Raw genomic sequence first — 614 nt, 5'->3', positions numbered from 1 at the left:
TTTCGCTATCTTTGCTTCTACTTTTTCAATCTGATTTTTCAGGGCGGTAAGGATAGGGGTAATCGTAGACGAGATATTCTTAGGTAATATTTGTAGTCGGTTTCTTTCCATGGTTTGCATGGTGAGTAGCTGGTTACGCCTTGTGACTAAGTCACTCATAAGGCGTATGTTTTCGCTTTTTAGTTTGGTCAGTTCTGGCTGAACACGTTCGGCATAATGTGCGATGAGAGCGGCATCTAAACGGTCGTTCTTAGCTCGTTGACCAATTGCACCAGCAAACCTTTTAATACGTAGTGGGTTGGCAATAACATAAGGTAATTTGGCTTTGTCACAGGCGAGTATAAAAGGCATTTCTAATCGACCTGTAGCTTCGATGACGACACGTTGAGGTTTGTGTTTCTTAATGGTTTTTATGGCATCGCTGATGCCTTTTTCGGTGTTCGGGACAGTGAAGTAAATATCGAGTGGTCGGATGTAGATGTCTAATTGTGACGTACCAGTATCAACGCCGACATTAATGTTTTGAAGTGTGTTTGTATTCATAATAAGCTAACTCTTGCTTGCAAATGCGGGCTCGAGACCCAGAAGACTATTCGAGTGTGGTGCGTGGAGTT

General features: G+C 42.7%; 1 protein-coding gene. It reads right to left on the bottom strand.

The window, feature by feature from the left end; translation table 11 throughout:
• A partial coding sequence (locus R7Z50_RS28845; RefSeq protein ID WP_318149926.1) for an IS110 family transposase occupies positions 1-543 on the bottom strand: 543 nt, incomplete at its 3' end.
• Between the last annotated feature and the right edge of the window lie 71 nt (positions 544-614).

The organism is Vibrio sp. 1249-1 (genome assembly GCF_033340495.1).
This window is presented reverse-complemented; position numbering and strand designations above follow the sequence as displayed.